The sequence below is a fragment of the Pararhizobium sp. genome (assembly GCF_035497515.1).
Lineage (GTDB): Bacteria > Pseudomonadota > Alphaproteobacteria > Rhizobiales > Rhizobiaceae > Pararhizobium.
Window position 1 is genome coordinate 20,899 of record NZ_DATJDJ010000039.1, and the last position, 8,601, is coordinate 29,499.

Consider the following 8,601-nt stretch of genomic DNA (forward strand, 5'->3'; position numbering starts at 1 on the left):
CCGCCCGTTTTGTTTTGATGCCTTGCGAAAGGGCAGGGCTGTTGCGCTACCTCTCGCCGAGATAGTCCATGAGGTTTTCCATCGCCATAGCGGCGGCCGTCGGGTCGGCCTGGTGGATGGCGCGGATGACCTTGACGTGCAGGTCGACCGAACGGTCCATGCGTTGGGTCGAGGCGGCGCTGAACCAGAGACGGCGGGCATGGGTCTGCAGCGGTGCCAGCGTCGAGGTCAGGAACGTATTGGGGCAGGCGCCTTCCATGATTTCGTCGAAGGCCTTGTCGGCGGCGAGAAAGCCTTCCATGTCGGCGTTGATCGAGCAGGCGGTCATCGATTGCGCGCATTCGACCATGGCGGCGCGCGCCTCGGCATCGGCGTGCTCCGCGACAAGGGCGGCGGCGAGGGGCTCCAGCTTGCGGCGCACCTGCATGACATGCGCATGGTCATCCGGCTTGATCAGGGTGATCTGAAGGCCGACGCGCGGGCGCACGGCGATCAGCCCCTGCCATTCCAGCTTCTGGATGGCTTCACGCACCGGCGTGCGTCCATGGCCGGCCAGATCGATCAATTGCTTTTCGGTGACAAGCGAGCCGGGCTTCAGCTTGAGCGTGACGATGCTGGTTTCCAGCGCGAGGTAGGCGAGATGCGCCTGTGAGGATGATGTCGTCATGCTTTTTCCGGACAGTGATATATCACATACTGTCACAGGCGAAGGCGACTGGCAAGAATGTTGATATATCAGCGTCGCGAGCCGCTTCGTGATTGCACTGCTTGCGGGGACGAAACCTGTCAATGGGAACAAGATGCTCCTTCCTCTGCCGGACAGGGATGCCGCCGTTCAATCTGAATATGACCGAGTGCTCCAGACGCGCACGCGTGAAGACTACGAACGCTTTATCCGCCGCCATCCAGATCGTCCCTTCGCCGACAAAACACGCGAAAAGCTTAATCGATGGGGATTGGATTGATTCAGGGTTGCGGCTTTGTGTGATTCTGGATCGTGGAAAATTTGCGAACAAACACAAAATCTTGGGTCTCGCGAATAATGCCGGTCGCTTGTTCGTATGCTCTACAATAGCAGTTGACGAAGCTTCGGGGGCTTGCCAGTCTCGTCTCGGGGAATCCGGCAAATGCGGAAATGGTGAGGAACGTCTTGTGAGCGCGGGTGCTGTTCTTGTTTGGTCGCTGATTGGACTTGCGGGGCTTCTGGCCGTGCCCGCGGTCAGCCACACCAATGCGGAAACGACCTTTTCGCTGATGGCCTCGTCCATGGCATTTACCGGCATGGGGATCGCGCTCTTCATGGCAACCCGTCCGCCGCTGGTGGAGCGCCTTTTCGGAGGCCTCGACCGGATTTACCAGACACATCGCCGGGTCGGCATCACCGTCCTCATCCTCATTCTCGTGCACTATTTCATCACGCCCGATTTCAAGGGTCTGTCTCTGACCGGCGGATTGAACAAACTGGCCGCCGAGGCGGGCGAATATGCCTTCTACGGCCTGGTGGCACTGCTGATCCTCAGTATCGTCAAGATCATCCCGAAGACCAGAATCGAGGTCCCCTATCATTTCTGGCGGCTGACCCATCGCTTCATCGGGATTCTGTTCATCATGGTGGCGTTCCACCAGACGTTCATCAAGCGTCCCTATGACGGCACGGCGATGCTGGCCACCTATCTCAACATCTTCGCGATGATCGGGACGGCAAGCTATATCTATACCCAGATTTTCCCCTGGCTGCGCACGCGCGCCTACGAAGTGTTCGACGTGACGCGCCATGATGGAGCGACGATCATTTCGGCGCGTCCCGTTCGCCGGCCGCTACGGGCAAGACCTGGCCAGTTCGGTTTCTTCCGGGTGAACAAGCCCGGTCTGCGGGAGCCGCATCCCTTTACCATCGCCGGGATCGACGATGATGGCGTCGTCCGCTTCGCCATCAAGCCGCTCGGCGACTATACCAAAGCTCTAAGGGAAGGCATTGCCATCGGTGATCGCCTGAAGCTGGAAGGCGGCTATGGTCATTTCAACCATCGACGCGGCGGCAAGAAACAAATCTGGCTTGCCGGCGGTATCGGCGTGACGCCGTTCCTCGCCATGGCCGGGCGCCTCAAGGGCGACGAGGGCCAGGACATTCACATGGTCTACTGCGTGCGCGATCGCAGCGAGGCCATTGGCCTCGAGACGTTCGAGGCGCAGGCGGAAAAACTCCCGAATTTCAGTTTTACATTGCATGATTCCAAGACCGACGGACGTCTCGATGCCGCGAAACTCACCGCATCGAGCACAGTCGATCCGGCAGGGGCGGACCTCTGGTTCTGCGGCCCGTCGCCTTTGAGAAAAGCCATTGAAAAAGGCTTGAAGGACCTCGGCAAGAGACCCAGGCGGGTCGAGTTCGAGCAGTTCGAGTTCCGGTAACAGTGCGTCGCATATTTTTGTCGTTTGAGAAAGCAAGGAGAACAAGCCATGCGCATGTTCGGTCGATTGCCTGCAGAAATGATCAACAGCCGTAGCCTGTCGCGCCATCTCGTAGCCGCTGCCGCGATGGTGCTGGCCTTTACCCATTGTCCGGGGGCGGCCTCGGCACGCGATGCCTTTTCCGACGATGCCTATGCGACCTACAAGGCGAACACCGAGAACGGAAAATATCTGTTCAACGCTTCCGGTTGCGGCGCCTGCCATGGTTCGGGCAGCAATACCGAGCTTCTCTCCGGCGGCCTGGAAATGGATACGGCGATCGGCAAGTTCTTTGCGCCGAACATTTCGCCCCATGCCAACGGCATCGGCGGCTGGAGCAATGCGCAATTCCTCAACGCGGTGATGCAGGGAATCGACCGGGACGGCAACAATCTTTATCCCGTGATGCCCTATACCGCCTATGGCGGCATGAAGCCGGAGGACGTGCTCGACATCAAGGCCTATATCGACACGCTGGTGCAATCCGACGCGGTTTCCCAGGAACATGAGATCGCATTCCCGTTTAGCCGCCAGACGACGATCACGCTGTGGAAGCGCAGCCATTTCAACGTGCCGGAATACCAGTCGCTCGAGGAAACACAGATGGAGCGCGGCCGCTACCTGGTGGAAAATGTCGGCGGCTGCGGCGATTGCCACACGCCGCGCACCACCACCTACGGCCTCGACATGGACAACGCCTATGCCGGTGAAAAGGGCCTGACCGGCGCAGTGGCGCCTGACATTACCAAGGCGCGAATTGGTGGTCTTGCCTCTCCGGAGGTGTTCACCGTCGGCCTGATCGAGGAGGGCAAGAAACTGTCGGGCGCACCGCTGACCGACCCGGTCATGCGCGAGATCGCCCATGGGCTTTCGACGCTGACCGAGAAGGATCGCACCGCGATCTACGCTTTCCTCGCCGACCGCGAGGTCAAGCCGCCGGAACCGGTGGCGCAATCGGCGACCGCCGTCTGCAAGGAAAGCACGCCGGCGGCCGCTCTGTCGGGTGACAATGCGGCGCTTGCGATGCAGGCCGATGCGTTCATCGGCAAATATTGCCGCAACTGCCACGGCCCGGGTGAAAGCTCGCAAGGCAGCTATCCCGCCGGCGACCTGACCTCGATCGCCGCCGACGCCGCCTTCGTGGTTCCCGGCGATGCGTCGAAGTCGCGCCTGTTCACCTCGGTGACCAGTGGTCGCATGCCGCTTGGCAAACGTCCGACAGCCGAGGAAGTGAAGAGCCTCGAGGACTGGATCAACTCGCTTAGCCAGTCGGACCTGCCGCAGACCGCCGCCAGCAAGCCGAGCCGGACGCGGCCGATGCTGTCCTACCGCGATTTCATCGAGGCCGGACTGAAGGACATTTCCACGGTGCCGGACCTCGACCGGCAGTACATGCGCTATTTCTCCTATCGCAACCAGTACAACGGCATGATGGGCTGCGAGGAAGACAAAACCTTCATGAAGCGCATGGACGTGCTGGCCGGCGGGTTCAAGAAGCTGTTGAACTCGCTGTCCTATGGTCCGCAACTGGTGCTTCCACATGAGGTCGAAGGCACCAACGGCCTGATGGTTCGCGTCGATCTCCGTGATCTCCAATGGACGTCCGACGACTACAATTTCCTGATCTCACAATATTTCTACGGCATTGATGCGGGCAGCGACGCCTCCTTACTGGCGCTGACCAAGGAAACCGATACGGTTCTGCCGATCATGCGCATCGACTGGTTCATGGCCAATGCGGCCAAGCCGAAGATCTATAACCGGCTGATGCGGCTTCCGACCCATATCCGGGAACTGGAAAAGCGCTTCCAGATCGATGTCGATGATAATATCCGCCGCCGCCAGGTGCTTCGTGCCGGGTTTGCGGACGGCTCGTCCGGTGTTTCCGACCACAACCGCATGCTGGAACGGCACGATATGCCCTTCGGCGGCTACTACTGGAAATCCTACGATTTCGGTGGGGATGTCGGGCGCCAAGTCCTGAAACGCTTCCCGCAAGGCCCGAAGGAACTGGAACCGTTCGACAGCGGCCTGACAGCTTTCGAGCATGACGGTGGTGAAATGATCTTTTCCCTTCCGAACGGCCTGCAGGGCTATTACCTGTCGACGGCGGAGGGGAAGCAACTGGACATCGGTCCGACGTCGATCGTCTCTTTCCGCAAGCGGCCGATCGGCAAGGGCGTGGAAATCGTCAATGCACGTTCCTGCTTCGACTGCCATGCCAACGGCATCCTGTCGAAACGCGACCAGTTGCGCGAGCATATCCAGACCTCGACGCTGTTCACCAAGGATCAGCAATCGGTGCTGCTCGACATGTACGTGCCGCAGGAGGAGCTCGACGCTGCCTACAACAAGGATCGCCAGCGCTTCGTCGAGGCACTGGTGAAGCTCAAGGTGACTGAGCCGACGCCGGATGGCAGCGCCCAGAGCATGCAGGCGCCGGGCAACGCGGAACTGGTGAGCTATTTCGCCGACAAGTATGAGGACGAACTCGATTTCGACGCCCTGTCGGCTGAGTTCGACATGACGCCGGATCAGTTCTCCGCGGCGATCAAGCGGGTCGAGGATGTCGATACGTTGCGGCTGGGGATCGATTGGGTGACGACGCTCGAAGCTGGGGGCACCGTCCCGCGCGCCGAGGTCGAGCAGCAATTTCCCCTGCTGCTGCATCCGCTGATGCAGTTGAAGCCGCTCGATACGACGACGGTGCATGTGGCCGCGACGGATCAGCTTCAGAACGTCGCCGGCCAGTCGGCGCAGCCGGACTATGTCAAGGCCGAGACGATCGTCGCGGCGACACCGGCCTATCGTCAGGAAAAGCCGACGGACTTCACCAAGCTCGAACTGGCACTGCATGTCGGCTCGACGACGGCGAAGGTTGGCGATCAACTGACATTCGAACTGAGCTCCAACAAGGCCTGCGAGTTGCAGGTGCTCTATGTCGAGGAAACCGGCAATGTCGAGGTCGTCCCGGACGCGATGATCGGCAATACGACCTTGCAGGCGGGAGAAAAACGCCAGATTCCGCAGCCGGGAACCGGTAATCTCACGTTCGACACGCCGGCTCCGGCCGAGACCATGATCGCCTTCTGTCGAGAAGGTGGTCTGGGCGACCAGAAGTTGACGGTCGAACGGGCGCGCCAATTGGTAGCGGAATCGCATATGCCGCCGACGCGCGGGCTGGCGATCAACCTGGCCAAGAAGGCCGAGGAGGACAAGGGAGCGAGCGGCCTTCAGGTCGTGACCTTCGAGATCAAGCAATAATGTTGCGGCCGGCCGCCGTTTGGTCGCCGGCCGCACATTTTCGTCAATCGGTTGGAATGGCATGAGGAACAGCGCGATGAAAATGAAGACCGGCTTTGCCGCCACGTTGCTCGCATTGATGTCCGCCGGTCCGGTGTCGGCTGCTTGCGATGCGCTTTCGCGCGTTGCCGAGGCCACCAATGGCGGCAATGAGGCGCTCGCCAGGCAGATCGCCGCTGGCGATACGCCAGGCTGCAGTGCCGAGGACAAAGCCATGGTCAACCGTGTGGCGGCGCTGGCTTCGTTCAACCGCATCGTCGCGGCGGTCGGGCAGGGTGCCAATCTCGTGGATTTCGAGACGGAACTCGAAACGATCCGCACGAGCAACGCGGCGCCCTGGCAGGTATTCGATGCGCTTGGCGATATCAACCGCGATCGTCGTAACTACGAGGCCGCCGCGCGCTTCTACCAGTTGGCGCTGGAGGATGCATCCAACGAGGTGCTGACACCCGGCTGGATGGCGCCGGACGAGAAATACATCGTCCGGCTCGATCATATGGCGACCGAGATGCGGCTTGCCGCGCCGAGACCCGTCAAGCTTGCCATGCGCGGTGCATGCAAGGTCAGCTACCGCGGCGTCTCGCTGAAGAAGAAGGCGACGCCGGTGCGCTATGTCTTCGGCACGGCGGAGTTCACGCCGGAAGGCCTCGAATCCGCCAACGACCTGTCGGAGTGCCTGAAATCGGTCAAGCCGAAATTCATTACGCTGATCGGCCACACGGATCCTGTCGGTGCCGCCCAAGCCAATCGCATTCTTTCGCTGGAACGTGCCGAGGCCCTGGCTGAGTATCTTGTTACCGAGGGCTATGCGGGTGAATTGAAGACGATCGGCAAGGGCGAGGACGAGCCGTTCAAGGCGGACGATGCCAGCGCCTATGATGAGGAAACGCTCAACCAGATGAACCGGCGCGTCGAAGTGGATGTGGAGAACTGACGATGCTGCGCGGTCTTCTCCTTGCTCTGCTGGTTTCAGCCGCACCGTTCAGCGCGGTCAGTGCCAGAACCTTTGCGCTCGTCGTCGGGGCCGATGTCTATCCTTACGAAGTCAGCCTCGACGGTGCCGTCAAGGACGCCAGGGATGTTGAAAGCGCCCTGCAGCGTGCCGGGGTCGACCGGATCGCGACCTTCTTCGATGCGGCTGTGCGCAAGGACGATATTCGTGCCGCCTGGACCGGTTTCGTCGATGACGCTCAGAGTGGCGACACGATCGTCTTCACCTATGCCGGCCATGGCGCGCAGATGCCGGAGCTTGTTGCCGGCGACGAGGCAGACGGGCTGGACGAATTTCTGCAACTGCCGGGCTTCGACCGGGAGCGGGCAGAAGAGACCGACAACGAAATCATTGTCGACAACGAGTTGAACGCCTGGTTTTCGGAAGCCGAGGCCAAGGGCGTGCATGTCCTGTTCGTCTCCGACAGCTGCCATTCCGGCGGCATGAGCCGGTCCTTCTCGGGCAAGACGCGGCTTGCCCATGCGGTCACTGTCAAGCTGCCGGCGCCGTCGCCAGAGGCGGTGTCGGGTGCTTCGATCAAGGAAGCGGATTTCCGGCAGGTCACGGTTCTCGCCGCCTCGCTCGAAAGCCAGCCCTCGCCCGAGGTGATCATCAACGGCGAGGCGCGCGGCGCGCTCAGCTGGAGTTTCGCCCGCTCGGTCGAGGGGGCGGCCGATCGCAACGGCGACGGGACGCTCTCCCGGGTCGAGTTGGAAGACTATGTCTTTGCCAATGTGAAGCACCAGTCGGAGGCGCTGCAGGTTCCGAATTTCGTGCCGCAACTGCCGCGATCCGACGACGAAGTGGTGATGCCACTGACACGCAGCGTCGCCATCGCCGCCAACCCGGCGGAGAAGACCCACAAGTCGGTGCGTGAAACCGGATGGGACGGCAAGCTGGCTTTGACGGTGAGCGGTTCGGATCTCGTGCCCGCGAATACCGGTGGCAGCGGCGTGCCCTATCGCTGGGACGCGGCAGGCGGCATCTTCTACACCCCCAACGGAGACGTCGCCGGCGAGCATATCGATGCCGGCATGATCCAGGGGGTTGTCGATAAGTTTATCCTGCTGGGTTTCCTGAAGGCAATGGCCAGCCAGAATCCGGGTGTCGTCTCTCTGACGCCGGATAAGGACATCTATGCCGCCGGCGACCGCATGTCCTTCGATGCGCCGGCCTCGGGCTACAAGAACATGGTGGTCTTCAATCTCGCCAATACCGGCCAGGTGCAGCTGCTGGACATGCAGGCGGAGGGCACGGCAAGCCAGGAATTCAAGCTGACGGACCTGCAGGTGGTCGAACCCTTCGGTGCCGATCATCTGATCGTCATTTCCACCAATGAGCCGGTCGATGCGATCGGTGCGGCCCTGGCAAGCAAGAATGTCGATGCGGCGGCCGTGCTGCAGCTCCTGTCGACACGGCTCGACGGCACCGATACCAGCGTCGCCATCCAGCCGCTCTACACCCGGGAGAAGCTCTGATGGCCGCCTTGCGAACCGCCCTGGGAGTCTTGTCCTGCCTGACGCTTCTCGCCGCGCAGCCGCTTGTGGCGCGGGCGGAGGATCGGGCTTTGCTGATCGGCATCGGCACCTACGAGAACCTGCCGGAAGACATGTTCCTGCACGGACCGAAGAATGACGTGAAGGCGATCCATGCGCTGTTGACGGACACACTGTCGTTCAATCCGGAATCGATCCGGGTTTTGACCGACGAGAAGGCGACAAAGGCGTCGATCCTGCACTCGATGGATGAATGGTTGGTGGCCGGAACGGCGCCGGGCGACCGGATCTATGTGTTTTTTTCAGGCCACGGTCTGCAGGTGAAGGACGTGAGCGGTGACGAGGAGGACGGGATGGACG

At 61.1% G+C, this 8,601-nt stretch carries 7 protein-coding genes; 6 read left to right on the forward strand and 1 reads right to left on the reverse strand.

All coding sequences use genetic code 11. The annotated features are described in order from the left end of the window. Nucleotides 1-46: 46 nt before the first annotated feature. Nucleotides 47-667 carry a GntR family transcriptional regulator gene (locus tag VL202_RS04130; RefSeq protein ID WP_325462903.1) on the reverse strand — a complete coding sequence of 207 codons (621 nt, stop codon included), beginning with the start codon at nucleotides 665-667 and terminating at the stop codon, nucleotides 47-49. A gap of 88 nt (nucleotides 668-755) precedes the next feature. Between VL202_RS04130 and VL202_RS04135 the strand changes: the two genes are divergently transcribed. The 6 genes from VL202_RS04135 to VL202_RS04160 all read left to right on the forward strand — a co-directional run. Continuing rightward, nucleotides 756-965, forward strand: coding sequence for a hypothetical protein (locus VL202_RS04135; RefSeq protein WP_325462904.1), 210 nt, complete (start codon nucleotides 756-758; stop codon nucleotides 963-965). A gap of 187 nt (nucleotides 966-1,152) precedes the next feature. Then, nucleotides 1,153-2,412: a ferredoxin reductase family protein gene (locus VL202_RS04140; RefSeq protein WP_325462905.1), complete on the forward strand. Its 1,260-nt coding sequence runs from the start codon at nucleotides 1,153-1,155 to the stop codon at nucleotides 2,410-2,412. Between the two features lie 48 nt (nucleotides 2,413-2,460). Next, nucleotides 2,461-5,715 (forward strand): c-type cytochrome, encoded by a 3,255-nt coding sequence (locus VL202_RS04145; RefSeq protein WP_325462906.1) that lies wholly within the window; start codon nucleotides 2,461-2,463, stop codon nucleotides 5,713-5,715. A gap of 76 nt (nucleotides 5,716-5,791) precedes the next feature. Beyond that, on the forward strand, nucleotides 5,792-6,688 hold the full coding sequence (locus VL202_RS04150; protein ID WP_325462907.1) for an OmpA family protein: 897 nt from the start codon (nucleotides 5,792-5,794) through the stop codon (nucleotides 6,686-6,688). 2 nt (nucleotides 6,689-6,690) lie between these two features. Further along, nucleotides 6,691-8,223: a caspase family protein gene (locus VL202_RS04155; RefSeq protein ID WP_325462908.1), complete on the forward strand. Its 1,533-nt coding sequence runs from the start codon at nucleotides 6,691-6,693 to the stop codon at nucleotides 8,221-8,223. Continuing rightward, nucleotides 8,223-8,601: caspase family protein (locus tag VL202_RS04160; protein ID WP_325462909.1), on the forward strand; the 379-nt coding region annotated here is incomplete at its 3' end. The genes VL202_RS04155 and VL202_RS04160, both read left to right, overlap by 1 nt.